Here is a 17552-nt window from a genome sequence, read left to right on the forward strand (position 1 = left end):
ATCTAGCAGATGCTAGATATGGGGAAGTTTATCACGCACGTTTCCATCCATCAGAAGCCGGTTGAAACCACTACCTTAAAACTTCATCTGGATGGGTTTGAGAAAGCTTACAGTAAACAGAGCATTGAAGTTGTTGCCGATGCCGGTTATGGCAGCGAAGAAAACTACGAAATGCTTGAGGACAAGGAGATCGAAACTTATGTGAAGTACAATTATTTTCATAAGGAACAGAAAAGAAAGATGAAGAATGATCCATTCTCTGTCCAGAACCTGTTCTATAACACCATGGAGGATTTCTACGTCTGTCCGATGGGGGCAAAAATGGAAAATATCCACATGGGAAAACGAACTTCGAGCAATGGTTATGAATTCTAGGTCGCTTATTATCAGGCGAAAAGTTGTGAAGGATGTTCGCTACGCGGAAAGTGCCACCAGGCAGAAGGGAATCGCAGAATAGCATTAAATCACCGTCTTAGAGAACTGAAAACGAGCGCAAGAGGGCTTTTTAAGAGTGAAAAAGGACTGGATCACCGAAGTAAACGCCCGATAGAGGTAGAAACAGTGTTTGGACAGCATCGTTTTTTATGATACTCATCACTGTGGAGGGATCTTAACATTAAATTCACGTTTTATTTGTAACTTATCGCTAGATTGATTGTTTTGGTAATATACCGCCGCTATACGAGACCCTATAGATCCACTTAAGCGAAGGATCGGGATGACATAGCAGTGGGTTATCAAGTTAAACGTATAAAAAAGAATATCATGAGACATATCCTCCTGTTAACTGACTTTTCAGAAAATGCTCTTCTAGCAGCAAAGCAAGTTGCACTATGTACAGAAGCATGGAAAACGCAAAAGGTGATTGTATATCACACGTACAATAGTGTTACCGTCGTCGACAATGAACCTATTGTTGTTGTCAATGAAGAAGTAAAAGCGGCCAAAGAAAAGGAACTTGCGGACTGGTTCGACGAAATTAGACTGTTGTTCCCACCACAAGTAGCATTATCCTATCAAATGGAAGACGTGGATTTACCGATGGGCGTTCAAGAAATATGTCGTGCCCAAGCTATTGATCTTGTGGCATTGGGTATTACAGGTCAAACAGGCTTTGCTAAAATCCTGGTAGGAAGCAATGCCATTACGTTAATGGATATATGCCCCAAGCCGATGCTTATCGTGTCGCATAAGGTAGATCCTGCCGTCCCCAAAAATGTACTGGCAACTACGGATCTGAAAGAGGTAGATCGCAAACTGGATTTATTTAATTTGGACCAAGTTTTGGAAACCTTCCAAGCAAAATTATATGTCCTGAATGTCGCGAAAAAAGAGGCGTCTGCTGCAGACCTGGCGCAGGAATTAAAGCACCTCCATGAACGCCTGGACAAATACCATCCTATTTATGACTACATTAGTCACGATGATGTTGCAGTCGGTATTGAAGAATATGCAAAAGAGAAACATATAGACCTCATACTTTCATTCCATAAAAAGCAGGGCCTATTATCTAGCCTATTCAAAAGCAGCATCTCAAAAAAGATCGCCTGGAATGGCGCCGCCAACTTATTGGTTATTCCCATGGATAGATCATAAATACAGTATATTTTTACAAAAAACCTTCGCAATGAAAGTGAAAGGTGCTTGTTATGGTGAAGCCACAATCCTTCAGGAACCGTGGCTTCAATAACGTATATCTTTCTAGGAAAAACCGTTTACTTTTTATCAACGGAGTGTTTACCGGGACCGATAAGAATGAGTCCTAAAAACACAAAACAGAGCTCAATCGCATGGGATGCACCAGAGATACCATCTCCGTTGGAAAGATGCATTAATCCGGCGATAACCATTGTAAAAGCAAGCAATAGTGCTGCTGGTCTGAAAAAAAGACCAAGTAATAAAAATAGTCCGCCCACAGTTTCGGTAGCAGCAGCCATAAAACCCCAAAAAGCAGGCATAAAATGAACACCAATATTCCCCATTGACTTGCCCACGCCTGACCAAAGCTCGGGACCGCCCTGTAACTTGGGCAAACCGTGCATAATCATCATCACGCCCAATCCAATGCGCAAGACCAAAAGTCCTGTATCTCTATACTTACCCAATGAATTCCAAATTGCCATATAAAACGGTTAAATTATTAATAAATGAATTACCACTCGGCCTAAATTAATGAAATTATTTAAATTGAAAGTCCTGTAGCTTCTATTCTAGGAATAAATTTATTGCATTTTTAATACTTTATGCGTAATTTAAAAGCTATAGAACCGATGATAATTCTGTGAGCTGCAACAGAAAAGTCCGGTATAGCTTAGCGACGGATTATAGCATAAACAAATAACTAATAAGGATGAAAAACCTACTCTTGTTAACAGACTTTTCGGACAATGCCTACGCCGCTGCTCGATACGCCGCGCAATTAGCTCCGCTATGGGGTATTGAAAAGGTTGTCTTGTACCATACGTACGAAGTAATCCCTACCGTAGGTACCGAGCCTGTTGTCATCAGCAATTCAGAAATTCTAGAAGAGAAACAAAAAGACCTCAATACCTGGCAACAGGAGCTCATGCTGCTTTTCCCGGAAGGGATAGCCTGGAAATCTGTGCTTGAAGAATATGAACTAAGCTACGGCGTAAACCGTACTTGTGCAGAGGAGGATATTGACCTCGTCATCGTCGGCACCGCGGGCAAAAGTGGCCTAAAGAAACTACTACTCGGAAGCAATACGCTCAAGCTGATCGAAAATTGTCACACGCCCTTATTGGTGGTCCCGGCACGGGCTGAACTTAGGGTACCGAAAAAGATGCTGATAGCCTCAAATCTTAAGGAAGTAAAACTAAAATTGAACCGCCTGTTGGTCAATGCATCTGAAGTATTGCGCAAAAGTGAGGTATATGTGGTACATGTCACCAAAGAAGATCCTGCAAATAAAGCTGTAAATGCTGAAATAACGATCATGAAAGATCTGCTGGCGCCCTACAATCCCCTGTATAGTTATATCCTTCATACAGACATCGCCCTTGGGATTAACCAATACATTAACGAAAATAATATCGATATGATGGTTACTTTCCACCGCGACAAGGGCTTGTTAAGCCGAATTTTCAACACCAGTTTAGCCCAGAAGATGGCTTGGAAGAGTCAGGCGGCAATGATGGTCATTCCGGTACATTCCGGCTAATCAGAATAGGCGTTGCAGCTAAATGCTGTTCAGCTATACCTACAAGTAAGTTAGCTGAACAGCATTAGCCGTGGTTTTCAATTCCACTTTTCGGCCTAGTACGAGGGCATGATTGTCATCAATATGACCTGCCGGATAGGCAAACGCTACCGGAAAATCATATTCTTTAACTTTATCCCACACAATTTCTTCCACACTTTGGCCAAAAGCGGGGTCGTTGTCCTTCATGGCAGAGAAACCGCCGACAATAAGACCGCTCAATTTTTTTAATTTTCCCGCACGCTTCAATGCCCATAGCATTCTGTCTATGGAGTAATAGGCTTCCCCTACATCCTCTATAAATAAAATTTTATTCTTGTAATTGACATCCGAATCGGACGCCAGTACAGAAAGTAAGATAGCCAGATTTCCACCCACCAGTTTTCCCTCCCCCTTGCCTGCACGGTTGGGAAATAAGGTTTGCTCGTAGGCAAAGTCCATATTATGACCAAACAATGCATTTTTCAAGGTCTCCAAAGAGGCCTCTGTGCCCGTCTCAAAAGACTTGGGCATCTGTCCATGTATTGTGGCTACTTTAAAATTCCGTTGAATATGACTGTGCAATACGGTAATATCGCTAAAACCCACCAGCCATTTGGGGTGTTTTTCGAAGTTCGAAAAATCGATTTCATCGACAATTCGAACACAACCATAGCCGCCACGTGCGGCGAATACCGCCTTAATCGATGGATCGTCCAGTGCCCACTGCAGATCAGCTGCTCGTAAACTGTCTTGTCCGGCAAACTGGTGGTACGATGTGCTGACAGTCTCTCCGACCACAACCTCCAATCCCCAGCCCTCCAATGTTTTTAGGCCTACATCAATAGATCCACGGATAAAACTCGCAGGACAGACGATCGCAACTTTATCGCCTACTTTCAGAAAATCAGGTATTTTGGACATCTTTTTATCGCTAATGATCAAACAACCGGAAGCACAAAGGCTAGTCTCCAATAAAAAAATTATGGGAAAACGATGTGCTTATCCCTACAAATAAACGTAAATTTATCTGAGTTTTCTACCGCTATTTGGAATAATATTTTTGCGATTGTTTGATATGATACGCATTTATATTGCATATAAACAGCAATTTATCTAAGTTTGCCAAAGAAAACAAGTACACACTTTAATATCTTTCAAGCATTGAGTATTCTAGATAAAAAACGTTATACCATCACATCGGCATTACCGTATGCCAATGGTCCTTTACATATTGGACACCTTGCTGGAGCATACATCCCTGGGGATATCTTTGTCCGCTATTTGCGTCTGAATCAAAAAGATGTCGTTTATGTATGTGGTTCAGATGAGCATGGTGCGGCGATTACCATCCGTGCAAAAAAAGAGGGCATTACCCCACAACAAATCATTGATAAATACAATCAACAAATTAAAGAGAGCTTTGAAGAGTTTGGCATTTCCTTCGATATATACCACCGCACATCGGAGCCCATACATCACCAGTTATCGCAGGATTTCTTCTTGAACCTTTACAACAAAGGTGAATTTGTCGAGAAATTTTCCGAACAGTATTACGATGAGGAGTACCACCAGTTTTTGGCCGACCGCTATATTACAGGTACTTGCCCAAATTGTAAGTCCGAAGGTGCCTATGGTGACCAATGCGAAAAATGTGGAACATCCCTGAGCCCGACAGATCTGATCAATCCGATTTCGACATTGAGCGGAAAGACACCGGTATTGAAAGAAACAAAGCACTGGTACCTCCCTTTGGATAAATACCAGCCATGGCTTGAAAAATGGCTGATCGAAGGAAAGAAAAATATCCTTAAATCCAACGTGTTTGGGCAATGCCAGTCTTGGCTTAAATCGGGTTTACAACCGCGTTCAATGACCCGTGATCTTGACTGGGGTGTGGATGTACCGCTGGAAGAAGCACAGGGTAAAAAACTTTATGTCTGGTTGGATGCGCCTATCGGTTACATCTCAGCAACCAAACAGTGGGCATTAGACCATGGCAAAAACTGGGAGGACTATTGGAAAACGCATGATAACCCTGCCGATGATTCTACGTTGATTCATTTTATCGGAAAAGATAATATTGTCTTCCACTGTATTATTTTCCCCGCTATTCTTCATGCTCACGGCGATTACATTTTGCCTGAAAATATTCCAGCCAACGAATTCCTTAACCTGGAGGGCGATAAGTTGTCTACGTCTAGGAACCATGCGGTTTGGCTACATGAATATCTACAGGAATTCCCTGACAAACAGGATGAATTGCGTTATGTATTAACGTCGATATTACCGGAAACCTCCGATGCTGAGTTTACCTGGAAGGATTTCCAGGCACGCATAAACAATGAGCTGGTAGCTATTTTGGGCAACTTTGTAAACAGGGTAATGGTACTCTCTCACAAATATTTCGATGGTCAGGTATTGAAGGGAGCTGCTTTGTCTACGGTAGACCAAGCGGTATTGGATGAATTAAAATCATTTCCGGTTGCCATTACATCTTCTTTGGAACAATTCCGTTTCCGCGAAGCTTTGGTAGCATTTATGAATGTTGCCCGCCTTGGCAATAAATATCTTGCGGATGAGGAACCATGGAAAATCATCAAAACGGATGAAGAACGGGTTAAAACAATATTAAACGTCGCGGCACAGATCGTTGCAAACCTCGCTGTCCTTGCGCAGCCGTTTTTGCCTAAAACAGCAACCAAATTATTTGAAATGCTCAATTTTCCTCAAGGAAACTGGAATGACGCGGGTTCAGATGCGTTGATTGAAGTGGGCCATCAATTGGGTGAAGTACAATTGTTATTTGAAAAGGTAACAGATGAACAGGTCGACTTTCAGCTCGATAAACTTACAGCAGCAAAAGCCAAAAACATAGCCGACAATGCCAAGGTTGCTCCTGCAAAAGAAAATATCAGCTTCGACGATTTTGTTAAAATGGATATCCGTGTCGGAACCATTACAGCAGCTGAAAAAGTTGCCAAAACAAAGAAATTATTGAAATTGACCATCGATACGGGTATTGATACACGGACGGTAGTTTCGGGTATTGCAGAATTCTTTAGCCCTGAAGAAATTGTAGGGCGTCAGGTGTCCATATTGGTCAACCTTGAACCCCGGGAAATAAAAGGGATTATGTCGCAGGGAATGATCCTTATGGCAGAAGATGCCGATGGAAGACTGGATTTCGTAAAACCAGATACAACAATTAAAGTAGGGAGTACGGTGCGTTAATACCAAACGTCATACCATGATAATAAAAGCCTGTTCGTCTGGACAGGCTTTTTTATAGGCTATTTTTGATAGGTACTTCGAGGCCACCGCTTTTCTGGTAGTAGCCTATCTTTTTTCCTTTAGCATAGTTGGCTGATTAAAAGAATATGCTCTGCATACGTTTCTTAAAATCCTTTTCATCCAAATAATCATAAACGGTATCTTTTAGCTTTTTTAGGATCTCTGCTCGAGATTCGGCCACCACTTTTTTCTTTTTGGTGAGCACATTTGAGACCGGAGCATTCGTGATCTCCACCTTGGTTGCAAACATATTGACATTCATACTTGGAATGGACACCCCCATGATTAGCCCTGGTAACCCATGAATAAGTTCCGGACCTCCGGAAATAGGAATTTGTCCTGCAAAAAAAGCAACGACATACACTGAATCTTGCACAATTCCATTGACTCTTCGGCAGTCGTATCCGGCAATATTTCGATATTCATCGGTATACTTCCATTTTACAGCAGGCAATGAATCTTTAAGTAAAAGTTGATCATCACCAAATGGAAGCAATTTGAGAAACTCCTGCTGTTGAAAATTGATATAAGTTTTTGAATCTGCAAGGATGGACTGGTATCGTGTGACATTGCGGTAACTCGGAGGATAGTCTTCCTGAATAGTCTCAAAGAGGGTTTCATGATCGTAAAATTTCAACATATGATGTGTCACCACCTCTGTAGGACCATTTTTGACGGCATTGTCGACCGTTAACTTGTCCCAGGTATCTAAATCTGGTTTGTTGAGGTAATTACGCTTCAAGAAGTTCTGCACATGAAACTTCCGTTCATAGGTCACTATTCCGCTGCTCGGAAAATAGGCATGCTGCGCCTGGGCTGTGCTCATGCACAGCAACAAAACCCAAATCATCAACTTCGTATATTTACTCATTTGGTATCTCCTTTCATCTGTAAACAAAATATTTTTTCCATTGGTCAGATGGAGCTTATCAGAATTAATATTCACCTTAACTTTGGACAAAAAATTGGATATTGCTATCATGGGCGGTTCATTGATGTAAAATTATAGATTACTTTTAGCATGCCATAACGGCGCAATACGTCGTTGCTCGTCTGAATAAATGACGTTCCATTTTGATATCGGTACACGCCATTATTTTTATTTAAAATATCATTGACGAACACCTGCACTTCCAACGATTTATCTTTCAATAGCTTTTTGGAAACATAACCATTCATATTGACAATGTTAATCGACTGTAATGTTTTCGTAGCAGCCTGATAATTTTGATTGGTCGTTAAAGAGATTTTGAAATCTTTTGGGAAGTAATACGTGAGCTCGGAGTAGGTCCTCAACGTAAAAGTGGAACGATTTAACTCGGGCTGCAAATAGGAATTCATTTGCTGAACACCTGGCCTGATGGAAATATAGAAATCCATCTTATTCGCCTTATAGCGACTAAAACCGATATTCGGTGAAACACTCCACGTTTGATTTCTATTGAGCTTTGGCTCTTCGGTATACGATGATAGGTAACTAAATTGGCTATTGTACTGCACCTGCATCCCTAGATTCATTTTCAACCCCCATTTTTTTTGTAATACAAAACTGTATCCACTACCGCCATACATCCGCCAATTGTCCTTGTCAATATTGACATAGGAAATCTGCTGTGTACCTCTATCCAAATCGTACCGCACACTATTGTTGATGCTATTTTTACCTTGATCTGCATTTACATAAAAATAGATGCTCTGATCTTTCAACTGCTTATAGTTATTGTAATCAATTGAATACGAATTGTTAAAACCGGCTTTTAGGTTTGGATTATCCAGATATTCAATAAGCGGCTGTGCATTTTGCTTTAGGGGTTCTATCTGTGTCAAAGAAGGTTGACTGGTATGTCCACTGTAACGGAAATTGATATTTTTACTTTTAGAGATTTTATAATTCACCGAGAAAACTGGATTAACTGACGTTTGATTGCGCTGTAATGTTGTATTCAGATTATTATACGTCCTCTTCACATCCTCAAAATCCACCCTATTGCTTACATTGACAGTCAACGTACTAGATTTGTAATTCAGCGAAGTATTCACTGCACTTTTCAAGCTGGTGTAATCGAAATCATTTAATAGATTCTGATCTAGCACAGTATATTCACCTGTAACGGGATCTTTATCAAAAGACTGATTCAGCGTTTCCGATTTACTGCTGTTGAATGCATATCCAACGGCGGCAGTCAGCCGTTTTGACAAGGGCTCCGAATAAGTTACAGAGGCGCCGTAGGTATTGTTGGCCAGCTTATCATTTTTAAATTGATCAATCAGGGTGGTATCACCTGAATTTTGAAAAATATTTTCAGAAAAATATTGGATTTTGGAACGATTCTGATCCGTATTTGCATTCATATTAAAGGTGACAGAACGGCGCTCTTTTCTGAAGCGGCGTGTTAACATCGCATTGACATTAAAGCGATCCTGATCAGCATTCAAATCATTTTTTGATGTCGTCTTTGTGATCAAGACTCCATCCAGTGTACGTTGATCAGCTTCAGAACCAGAGAAATTATCACGGCTAGACTTCATAAATCCCATATTAACGGTCAAATCGGACATCGAATCCAACTTCAAATCATACCTCAAATTAGCAGTATTGGATTTACTTTCGTTCTCCGACCGCGTCACGTTATTGTCTACCTGCGCCCGCTCAGGTAGATTATTTTGTGCATTGTAGGTACTGGTGTTGCCTACACGGATCTGATTACGCTTAAAGTTGACATTGATTTTGTGCTTATCATCTTTAGTTTTATCGGAATAGCTAGCTCCCATATTGATCGCTCTAGGTACTCCTCCACCGGAATACGTACCGTCCCAGTCGCCATCAGAACCGTCGCCACCCGAGGTAATCATAATACCTCCACCTTCTATCATCTGCACATTGCTGCTTCCGCCAACGCCATATTTCTGGCTATCTTCAAAGCCCAGTCCGACCATACCGTCATTGGCAAGAATGCCATACGCGGCAATTTTTTGCGAACCTTTAAACTTATTGAACATCACTTTACCGCCGTAATAGTGATCCGTACCCGCTCCGGCAACAGCTTGCCCAAATAGTCCCTTCTTCTTATCTTCTTTGAGTTTGATATCAATGGTCTGCGTACGCTCTCCATCATCCACCCCCGTTCGAACGGCTAGGTCTGATTTCTTTTCATAAACCTGCACTTTACTGACCATATCGGACCGAATATTCTTAGTAATTAACGTTGGATCATCACCGAAGAACTCCTCCCCATCGAGCAGTACTTTTTTCACCTCTTTGCCCTGAGCGGTAATCTTGCCAGATCCATCCATCGTAATGCCGGGCAATACTTTTAACAGGTCCTCCACTTTGGCATCTTTATCAACTTTGAAACTACCGGCATCGTATTCAATCGTGTCCCCTTTAATAACCACCGGAATTTTGCCATTCACCTGCACCTCCTCCAATAGTAGGGCTGCTTTGGATAGTTTGACCAATCCAATGTCTAAATCTCCAGCACTCACTCTGATATCCTTTACCAAGTCTGCATACTGGGGATAGGAAACGACCATTTTATAAGTTCCTGTATCCAGATTTGCTACTTGGAACGTTCCATTTTCTTTTGTCCGACCGAAGGTAATCAAGACCGAATCTTTCGGGTTGAGCAGTGCGACTGAAGCCTGATGTAGTTTTGCAAGATCCTTGCCATCCACAACCGACCCCGAAAGCTTATGTTGTGCATAGGACTTTGAACTTAGGGTAGCTAGCAAAAGAAACAAAACTAGGGAATAGGTTAGTTTCATAAATTAACGTTTATATATTGTCGGGTAAATATAACGCTAATGCTACGGAAAATTCGTAAAATAATGTTAAATAATTATATAATTAAAAAACACGTTAACATTAAAAAAAAGATCAAGCTAAGACACTGGATACCAAAATATCATGACAAAAAAAAGAGGCCTGACTTATTTGTCAGGCCTCCATTGAAAATGAAAAAAAATTTTTATTTTCTTTATTCTACATTTAAATTCAATTCTTTTTCCTTATTGATTAAATGGGCAATACTCGTATCATTCAATATCTGCAACATGGCATTTCTTACCTCAACGAACGTATCGCGTATGCCACAGGCATGCTCTTGGGTACACTCTTCGCACGAGCGGTAGAAATTTAAACTTACACAGGGTAGCAACGCGATAGGCCCATCGATCAAGCGCATAACCTGCGATAAGAAAACGTCTTCTGGTGCCTTATTGAGGCTATACCCGCCCCCAGCACCTTTCTTGCTATAGAGAATTCCGGCATTTCGCATTTCGAGCAGAATCTGTTCCAAAAATTTCTTGGGAATATTCTCTTCCTGTGCAATCTTTACGATTTGCATAGGCTCATTACCGTAGTTACGACCAAGCACCATTAGTGCCTTTATTGCATATTTTGTCTTTTTGGAAAGCATACTTATTAACCCCCTGTTGAATCGCAAATTTACGTTTTTTATTCAATAGAATAAAACCCGCACCATTTCATGCCTATACCAGCTGTAAACACCCCAAACGGAAGCTTCACCTCCCTATACTGGAAACGTATCTACTGCATTTCCTTATTGCCCCAATACCGCCGTGATGGGTTTTCCAATACTACCATTTGGTTCGGTAATGTGCAAAAGTGCTGCAATTGTGGGTGCAATATCCACAATATGTACCTCTGTATTGGATACTCCTGGCTTGATACCCCAGCCCATAAATACCAAAGGAATATGGGAATCGTAGGCAGACCATGTTCCATGGGTAGTACCGGTCGAGCGAGGCGTACCATCGTACCATTGTGGTTCGCAAACAATCTGGATAGCACCACTACGCTTAAAGTTATAACCATTGATCATTTTTTCGCGAATAGGCGCTGGAATCATTAGGCTTTCCCCCTTCTCCATATCAGCAACATAGGCCACACCTTCGGTATGACGAAGTTCACGAATGATGGTCTCTTTTATTTTATCACGATCCAGCTGCAAAGAATCGATCAACTGATTATTTAAATGAACCTGATAGTTCATCATGCTTTTTACAAGCTTCTCTTGTCCAAATTTCTCTTTAAGGGTTTTGTTAAGTCCGGTGATAATCTGACGGGAATAGAAATAACCACCGTTTCCTTTCATATCCATAAAGAACCGAGAGTTATAAGAAGCGCCGTGGTCTGCCGTCATAAAGAACGTATAATTACCCTTGCCCACGGTGTTATCGAGGTATTTGAAGAATTCAGCAAGTTGTTTATCAAGTTGCAGATACATATCTTCAATCTCCACGGCTGTCAATGAATAGCGGTGTCCCACATAATCTGTCGCAGAGAGACTCACACAAAGAAAATCGGTATTGTTAGTTGGGTTATTACCCATCTGTTCATTTTTGATTGCCTCCATGGCCATATCCAATGTAAACTGATTGCCCATTGGCGTGGTTTTGATCAGCTCATAGCCCTCGTCTTTCATCAACTTGGAAGTGGCGCGAGGCAGTGTCGGTTTCTCTTCACCCGGGTATTTGCCTTCATAGATATTGTCATCTGCAATACTGTTGGCAGCGTATGTACTGATGTCGTACATCGGCTTCCAGTCGCCTTTCAGATATTTCTCGGCTAACTTTTTCTTATTGAAGTCCACCACCCATTTTGGAAGTTTGTCCATATAGAAATTGGAAGTAACCCAATCACCGGATTTTGCTTCAAACCAATAGGCCGCATCCGCAAAATGCCCTGCCGGTAAGATCCCACCGCGGTCTTTAATCGCGATACCGATCACTTTGGACTTAAAGTTAGAGGCTAATTTCAATTGGTCGGTTACAGTAGATGCAAGCAAATTGCGTGGAGACTGTTGCCCCTCCTTTGCGGTAGTACCTACACCGACAACATTGTCGTCCTGCGTACAATACATATTCTTTCCGGTCTGCTCTTCAATCCAGTCGTTACCCGCAATCCCATGGATGGAGGGAACAGAACCTGTATAGACCGAACTGTGCCCAATAGCCGTATAGGTCGGGATATAATTAATCAATGTATTTTCGCAGGAGAATCCTTCTTTCAAAAGTCGTTTGAAACCATCATTGCCATATCGATCTGCAAAACGATACAAATAATCCCACCGCATTTGGTCCACCATCAGGCCGACAACCAATTTTGGTTTTTCTGGCTGTTGCGCCATGGACGAAAGCGCTGCTATTCCAAGGACGACGCTTAAAAAAAATCTTTTAATCATAATCGTATTAAGTATTAAAATATTTGTTTTATCAATTTCACAGGCTAAAGTAGGGTTTAATCTTTTAAATGTGCTTTTAAAAATTGCCCTGTATAAGAATCTTTACAATGAATAAGTTCTTCAGGAAGCCCCGCAAAAACAAGTTTACCGCCTTTATTTCCGCCTTCGGGACCAATATCAATGACCCAGTCTGCCGATTTAATCATATCCATATTGTGTTCAATCACCAAGATACTATTCCCTAAGGCAATCAGTGCATCAAATGATTTCAAGAGCTTTTTGATATCCTGAAAATGCAAGCCTGTCGTTGGCTCATCAAAGATAAAAAGTGTTTTCTTGCTATTATTTCCCTTAATTAAGAAAGAAGCCAATTTAATCCGCTGGGCTTCACCTCCCGATAGCGTACTCGACGATTGACCGAGTTTAACGTAGCCCAGTCCAACATCCTGTAGAGGCTGCAGTTTGGCCAATATTTTAGGCTGGTCTGCAAAGAATGTGATGGCTTCATCCACGCTCAACTCAAGAACATCCGCTACTGACTTATTTTTGTACTGTACATCAAGTACAAACTGCTTAAATCGTTTTCCACCACAGGCCTCGCAGGGTAAAACAATATCAGCCATAAATTGCATTTCAATTTTAACTTCACCTTCACCCTGACAGACATCACATCGTCCGCCTTCAACGTTAAATGAAAATGCGGCAGGTTTCAATCCAGCAGCTTTAGCTGGTGCTTGGCTGGCATATAAAGCTCTGATTTCATCCCAGGCTTTGACATAGGTGACCGGATTGGATCTCGACGAACGGCCAATCGGATTTTGATCGACCATTTCAACTTGTTCAACTCGGGCAATGTCTCCCTCAATCGCATCATAGATCCCCGTTTGTTCACCGGAGTAATTACCGATAGACTTCTGCAATGCAGGATAAAGGATACGCTTAACCAATGAGGTCTTACCGGATCCCGAAACACCGGTTACGACAGCGAACGTATTTAATGGAAATTGTACATCAATTCCTTCTAGGTTATTTTCATGGGCTCCCTTAATGGTAACGCTACTCGACCACGAACGGCGTTTTTTAGGTACTTCAATCCGGCTTTTTCCACTCAGGTATTGACCTGTCAAGCTTTTAGCATCTTGTAGAATCTGCTGATATGTACCCGCAAAGACCATCTCCCCGCCGTTGATACCTGCTTCAGGGCCGATATCAATCAGATAATCCGCAGACTCCATCATCTCTTGCTCATGTTCGACTACAACCACTGTATTACCGACATCGCGTAATGATTTCAGCACCGAAATCAGGCGCTGTGTATCACGCGGATGGAGACCAATACTCGGTTCGTCCAACACATAAATAGAACCTACGAGCGAACTTCCCAAGGAAGTCGCCAGATTGATTCGCTGTGACTCTCCGCCTGAAAGCGTATTTGACAGCCGATTCAAAGTCAGATAGCTTAAACCAACATCGCAAAGAAATTGCAGTCGATTATTAATTTCGGCAAGAAGTCTTTTTGCAATGACCAGCTCATTACCGACCAGTGGCAAATTTTTAAAGAATTCCAGCGCCTCTTCCAAAGGCATCAATACAACATCTGTGATGGATTTTCCGCCTACCTTGACGTAAGTAGCATCTTTCCGTAATCGGGTGCCACGGCAGTCTGGGCAATCTGTTTTCCCGCGATAGCGGGAAAGCATTACACGGTATTGAATTTTATAGGTCTGGGATTCGAGCTCTTCAAAGAACTGTGTAAGACCAGCAAAATATTTATTTCCTGTCCACAAGAGCTCCTTTTGAGCCCTGGTCAGATCCATGTAGGCACGATGTATCGGAAAATCGAACTTCAATGAACTTTTAACAAGCTTTTGTAGCCATTCGCCCATTTTTTCTCCTCGCCAAGGTGCTATTGCGCCATCGTATACCGACCGACTTTTGTCGGGAATAACAAGGTCCGGATCAATACCAATGATTTTCCCATAACCTTCACATCGGCGACAGGCACCATAAGGGTTGTTAAAACTGAAGAAATTTGGAGTAGGCTCCTCAAATGTTATTCCGTCAAGTTCAAATTTATGGGAGAAATGATGTCGCTGACCATTTTCTTCCATATAGAGTTCACCCTTACCTTCGAAAAAACCAGTTTGGATAGAATCAGAAAGCCGATTTACCGTATCATCATCCTGTTCAATACGCACGCGGTCGACAACAATAAGGACTTCTCCATCTTGGAGGTCTTTATTGGCGATGGCCTTATCCTCTATCACAGCTTCAATTTTCTGCATACGGTCTTCGTAGAAAATACGCACAAAACCTTTCTGCAAGAGTAAAGAAAGTTCTTCCTTTAATTTACGCCCGTGAGAGGGAATAAGCGGTGCAAGAAGCGTCACGGTGGTATCATCACCTAAATTCAGCGCAAAATCCACCACTGAGCTCACACTGTCTTTAGTCACCTCACGACCAGATATAGGAGAAATTGTCTTTCCAATACGGGCATATAACAATTTAAGATAGTCATATATCTCCGTCGATGTGCCTACCGTCGAGCGCGGGTTGGAGGTAATGACACGTTGCTCGATGGCAATTGCTGGAGCAATGCCTTTGATGTAATCCACCTCAGGTTTGTTCATACGCCCCATAAACTGCCTGGCGTACGAAGAAAGACTTTCGACATAGCGCCGCTGTCCTTCTGCATATAGTGTATCAAAAGCTAAGGAGGATTTTCCTGAGCCCGACATTCCAGTGATAACAACTAATTTATTTTTAGGGATATCAACGTCAATATTCTTTAAATTGTTAACTCTTGCTCCCTTTATCTGAATATATTCTTTTGGAGTATGCTCCACCTTTTTACTCATAATTATCCTTATCTCACACAAAGTTACGTATTATTGGCTGATTATATTCCTGCGAATTAAAAAGCAGTTCGGTTTTCTTTAGTACATAAAAAAGCCATCGAACTAAATATTCGATGGCTTTTTTATGTATCCTGTTCTACGATTGACTATTGGAATTTCTTCGCGTTTACTTTACGCTCATTTTCAGTCAAATAGATTTTACGTAAGCGGATAGATTGTGGTGTAACCTCAATATATTCGTCCGCTTGGATATACTCCATAGACTCCTCTAAAGAGAATTTAATCGCTGGTGCGATACGTGTGTTATCATCTGTACCCGATGCACGCATATTTGTCAACTGTTTACCTTTAACGATGTTGATCGTTAAGTCATTGTCACGAATATGCTCGCCTAAGATCTGGCCTTCATAAATATCGACACCTGGATCAACAAAGAACTTACCTCTATCTTGCAATTTATCGATAGAGTATGCTGTAGTTGTACCTTTATCTAAGGAGATCAATACACCGTGCAGACGTCCAGGAATTGTTCCTCTCCAAGGCTCGTATCCTTTCAGACGGTGAGCCATTACAGCTTCACCAGCAGTAGCAGTCAATACGTTGTTACGTAGACCAATGATACCACGAGAAGGGATTTCAAACTCAAGATGTTGCATTTCGCCTTTCGTCTCCATCACTAGAAGTTCACCTTTACGTTGCGTGACTAATTCAATAACTTTACCAGAAACCTCTGCAGGCACATCAACTACCAATACCTCGATAGGTTCACATTTTTTGCCATCAATTTCTTTCAAGATTACTTGCGGCTGACCTACTTGCAATTCGTAACCTTCACGACGCATTGTTTCGATCAATACAGATAAGTGAAGAATACCACGTCCGTATACCAACCAAGCATCTGGAGATTCCGTAGGAACAACGCGTAAAGCCAAGTTCTTTTCTAATTCCTTTTGTAAACGATCGTGAATGTGTCTTGAAGTAACCAATTTACCTTCCTTACCAAAGAATGGAGAATTGTTGATCGTAAACAACATGTTCATTGTCGGTTCATCAATGCTGATAACCTCCAATTGCTCTGGGTTTTCGAAATCTGCAATGGTGTCACCGATATCAAAACCTTCAATACCAACTACTGCACAGATATCTCCACATTTAACTTCTTCCACACGACGACGACCTAAGCCTTCGAATGTATGCAGTTCTTTTACCCGTGATTTAACGATTTTGCCATCACGTTTTACCAACGAAATAGGTTGACCTTCTTTGATTGTACCACGTGCTACACGACCGATAGCGATACGTCCAACGAACGTAGAGTAATCCAACGATGTGATCTGCATTTGCAATGTACCCTCAACAAATGGGGAAGGTGGGAAATGACTGATGATAGCATCTAATAATTCAGATACATCTTCTTTCTTTTCTTTCCAATCTGTTGACATCCAACCATGTTTGGATGAACCGTATAATACTGGGAATGCCAATTGTTCTTCTGTTGCATCCAGACTATAGAATAAATCAAATACGTTTTCGTACACCTCTTCAGGGCGACAGTTTTCTTTATCAACTTTATTCACAACTACCAAAGGTTTCAAACCTAATGATAATGCCTTTTGAGTAACGAAACGTGTTTGTGGCATTGGACCTTCGAAAGCATCCACTAGCAAAACAACACCATCAGCCATTTTCAATACACGCTCAACCTCACCACCGAAATCGGCGTGACCAGGTGTATCAATAACGTTAATTTTTACACCTTTATATTCTACAGAAACGTTTTTAGCGACGATAGTAATACCGCGTTCACGTTCTAAATCATTATTATCCAGAATTAAATCACCTGTACCGTCATTATCTCTAAAAAGATTTGTGAAGTGTAAGATTTTGTCTACCAACGTAGTTTTACCGTGATCGACGTGAGCGATAATCGCTATGTTTCTAATATTTTGCATCTAGCAAGTAAATTTGTTTTTAAATTCAGGGTGCAAAGATAAA

Annotated in this window: 12 protein-coding genes and 1 pseudogene; 5 read left to right on the top strand and 8 right to left on the bottom strand. The window is 41.5% G+C overall.

Annotated elements, in window-relative coordinates:
- Nucleotides 1-18: 18 nt before the first annotated feature.
- The 3 genes and pseudogenes from J2X77_RS03560 to J2X77_RS03565 all read left to right on the top strand — a co-directional run bounded on the left by J2X77_RS03560 (nt 19) and on the right by J2X77_RS03565 (nt 1596).
- The gene (locus J2X77_RS03560) at nt 19-375 is read left to right on the top strand and encodes a transposase (protein ID WP_209577191.1); all 357 of its coding nucleotides are present in this window, start codon (nt 19-21) and stop codon (nt 373-375) included.
- Nucleotides 376-390: 15 nt separating this feature from the next.
- A pseudogene (locus tag J2X77_RS23675) lies at nt 391-588 on the top strand (transposase); the annotation flags it as partial.
- 177 nt (nt 589-765) lie between these two features.
- Nucleotides 766-1596 carry a universal stress protein gene (locus tag J2X77_RS03565; RefSeq protein ID WP_310079123.1) on the top strand — a complete coding sequence of 277 codons (831 nt, stop codon included), beginning with the start codon at nt 766-768 and terminating at the stop codon, nt 1594-1596.
- A gap of 119 nt (nt 1597-1715) precedes the next feature.
- On the opposite strand, the gene J2X77_RS03570 is transcribed toward J2X77_RS03565, so the two are convergent.
- Nucleotides 1716-2123 (bottom strand): DoxX family protein, encoded by a 408-nt coding sequence (locus J2X77_RS03570; protein WP_310079124.1) that lies wholly within the window; start codon nt 2121-2123, stop codon nt 1716-1718.
- Between the two features lie 227 nt (nt 2124-2350).
- On the opposite strand from J2X77_RS03570, the gene J2X77_RS03575 reads away from it, so the two are divergent.
- Complete coding sequence (locus tag J2X77_RS03575) at nt 2351-3181, top strand: universal stress protein (protein ID WP_310079126.1); 831 nt, start codon at nt 2351-2353, stop codon at nt 3179-3181.
- Between the two features lie 39 nt (nt 3182-3220).
- Here J2X77_RS03575 and J2X77_RS03580 read toward each other — a convergent pair whose 3' ends face one another.
- Complete coding sequence (locus tag J2X77_RS03580; RefSeq protein ID WP_209577185.1) at nt 3221-4123, bottom strand: LD-carboxypeptidase; 903 nt, start codon at nt 4121-4123, stop codon at nt 3221-3223.
- Nucleotides 4124-4363: 240 nt separating this feature from the next.
- Between J2X77_RS03580 and metG the strand changes: the two genes are divergently transcribed.
- Nucleotides 4364-6433 carry a methionine--tRNA ligase gene (gene metG / locus J2X77_RS03585; RefSeq protein WP_310079329.1) on the top strand — a complete coding sequence of 690 codons (2070 nt, stop codon included), beginning with the start codon at nt 4364-4366 and terminating at the stop codon, nt 6431-6433.
- A gap of 136 nt (nt 6434-6569) precedes the next feature.
- Here metG and J2X77_RS03590 read toward each other — a convergent pair whose 3' ends face one another.
- From J2X77_RS03590 to typA, 6 genes are all read right to left on the bottom strand, one after another.
- Complete coding sequence (locus J2X77_RS03590) at nt 6570-7475, bottom strand: GLPGLI family protein (RefSeq protein ID WP_310079128.1); 906 nt, start codon at nt 7473-7475, stop codon at nt 6570-6572.
- The gene (locus J2X77_RS03595; protein WP_209577183.1) at nt 7472-10258 is read right to left on the bottom strand and encodes an outer membrane beta-barrel protein; all 2787 of its coding nucleotides are present in this window, start codon (nt 10256-10258) and stop codon (nt 7472-7474) included. The genes J2X77_RS03590 and J2X77_RS03595 overlap by 4 nt, the downstream gene beginning before the upstream one ends.
- A gap of 212 nt (nt 10259-10470) precedes the next feature.
- Nucleotides 10471-10911: an Rrf2 family transcriptional regulator gene (locus tag J2X77_RS03600; protein ID WP_209577387.1), complete on the bottom strand. Its 441-nt coding sequence runs from the start codon at nt 10909-10911 to the stop codon at nt 10471-10473.
- 144 nt (nt 10912-11055) lie between these two features.
- Nucleotides 11056-12699 carry an alkaline phosphatase PafA gene (gene pafA, locus J2X77_RS03605; protein WP_310079131.1) on the bottom strand — a complete coding sequence of 548 codons (1644 nt, stop codon included), beginning with the start codon at nt 12697-12699 and terminating at the stop codon, nt 11056-11058.
- A 56-nt stretch (nt 12700-12755) separates the two neighbouring features.
- A complete protein-coding gene (gene uvrA / locus J2X77_RS03610) occupies nt 12756-15557 on the bottom strand; it encodes an excinuclease ABC subunit UvrA (protein WP_310079133.1) in 2802 nt (933 codons plus the stop codon).
- A 146-nt stretch (nt 15558-15703) separates the two neighbouring features.
- Nucleotides 15704-17509, bottom strand: a complete 1806-nt coding sequence (gene typA / locus J2X77_RS03615; RefSeq protein WP_209577176.1) for a translational GTPase TypA — start codon at nt 17507-17509, stop codon at nt 15704-15706.
- Nucleotides 17510-17552: the final 43 nt, after the last annotated feature.

Source organism: Sphingobacterium sp. 2149 (assembly GCF_031455655.1).
Taxonomy (GTDB): Bacteria; Bacteroidota; Bacteroidia; order Sphingobacteriales; family Sphingobacteriaceae; genus Sphingobacterium.

Excerpts from the sequence above, each read along its gene's own strand:
- J2X77_RS03560 (WP_209577191.1), top strand. The coding sequence starts at position 19 with ATGGGGAAGTTTATCACGCACGTTTCCATCCATCAGAAGCCGGTTGAA.
- J2X77_RS03565 (WP_310079123.1), top strand. The coding sequence starts at position 766 with ATGAGACATATCCTCCTGTTAACTGACTTTTCAGAAAATGCTCTTCTA.
- J2X77_RS03570 (WP_310079124.1), bottom strand. The coding sequence starts at position 2,123 with ATGGCAATTTGGAATTCATTGGGTAAGTATAGAGATACAGGACTTTTG.
- J2X77_RS03575 (WP_310079126.1), top strand. The coding sequence starts at position 2,351 with ATGAAAAACCTACTCTTGTTAACAGACTTTTCGGACAATGCCTACGCC.
- J2X77_RS03580 (WP_209577185.1), bottom strand. The coding sequence starts at position 4,123 with ATGTCCAAAATACCTGATTTTCTGAAAGTAGGCGATAAAGTTGCGATC.
- J2X77_RS03590 (WP_310079128.1), bottom strand. The coding sequence starts at position 7,475 with ATGATAGCAATATCCAATTTTTTGTCCAAAGTTAAGGTGAATATTAAT.
- J2X77_RS03595 (WP_209577183.1), bottom strand. The coding sequence starts at position 10,258 with ATGAAACTAACCTATTCCCTAGTTTTGTTTCTTTTGCTAGCTACCCTA.
- J2X77_RS03600 (WP_209577387.1), bottom strand. The coding sequence starts at position 10,911 with ATGCTTTCCAAAAAGACAAAATATGCAATAAAGGCACTAATGGTGCTT.
- pafA (WP_310079131.1), bottom strand. The coding sequence starts at position 12,699 with ATGATTAAAAGATTTTTTTTAAGCGTCGTCCTTGGAATAGCAGCGCTT.
- uvrA (WP_310079133.1), bottom strand. The coding sequence starts at position 15,557 with ATGAGTAAAAAGGTGGAGCATACTCCAAAAGAATATATTCAGATAAAG.
- typA (WP_209577176.1), bottom strand. The coding sequence starts at position 17,509 with ATGCAAAATATTAGAAACATAGCGATTATCGCTCACGTCGATCACGGT.